The following is a 1,001-nucleotide window of genomic DNA, read 5'->3' as shown; positions in this document are numbered from 1 at the left end:
ACGGCGGCCAACAAGCTGGCCCGTCGCGACGGCGTGTCGGTGACCGTGATCAATCCGCGTCCCGAGTTCGTCGAGCGGATCCGCCTGCACCAGCTCGTGACCGGCTCCGACGACGCGGTCGAGGGCTTCGACAGGGTCATGGGCAAGAACGTCCGGCTGGTGGTCGACACCGCGACCCAGATCGACGCCGCCGAGCGTCAGGTGTCGCTGGCGGGCGGGGGCACGGTCTCCTACGACTACCTCGTCTACGCGGTGGGCAGCGGCGCCGCCGATCCCGGCGTCCCCGGAGCGGCCCAGTTCGCTCATTCGGTGTCGGACCTCGAGGGGGCGGAACGACTGAAGTCGGCGCTGGATGCGGCGCCCGCGTCGGCTCCGGTGACCGTGGTCGGGGCCGGCCCGACCGGCCTGGAGACCGCCGCCGAGCTGGCGGAAGTGGGCCACAAGGTCACCCTGGTCTGCGGCAAGGTGCTCGGCCCGTCCCTGCATGCCCGGGTCCGCCGCCCGGTCGCCCGCCGGCTCGCCAAGCTGGGTGTGACCGTCATCGAAGGAGCCGGTACGCGGGTGGCGGAGGTGACAGCCGACGCCGTACGGCTCAGCGACGGCCGCGAGCTGCCCAGCACGGTGACGATCTGGACCGCCGGATTCCGTATCCCGGACCTGGCCGCCCGCAGCGGGCTGCGCACCAACGAAGAGGGCCGTCTGATCACCGACACGACGCTGACCTACGTGGACGACGAGCGCATCATCGCCGCCGGAGACGCGGGAGTGATGCCGGACCACCCGTTCCGGCTGAGCTGCCAGGCCGCCACGCAGCTGGGCCCGGCCGCCGCCGACACGGTCCTGCGCCGGATCGCGGGGAAGAAGGCCTCTCCCGTTCGGATGTTCTTCGCCGGGCAGTGCCTCAGCCTCGGCCGGAAGGGGGGCACCACCCAGTTCTCCTACCCGAACGACAAGGTCAACGCGCTCAGCATCAGCGGGCGCAGCGGTGCCGGCGTCAAGGA

1 protein-coding gene is annotated in these 1,001 nt (G+C 71.9%); it reads left to right on the top strand.

The window, feature by feature from the left end:
* Positions 1–1,001 (top strand): FAD-dependent oxidoreductase (locus AB0D57_RS47915; RefSeq protein ID WP_362088801.1); only part of this gene is annotated, 1,001 nt, incomplete at both ends.

The organism is Streptomyces sp. NPDC048275 (assembly GCF_040652275.1).
GTDB lineage: Bacteria > Actinomycetota > Actinomycetes > Streptomycetales > Streptomycetaceae > Streptomyces.
This window is presented reverse-complemented; position numbering and strand designations above follow the sequence as displayed.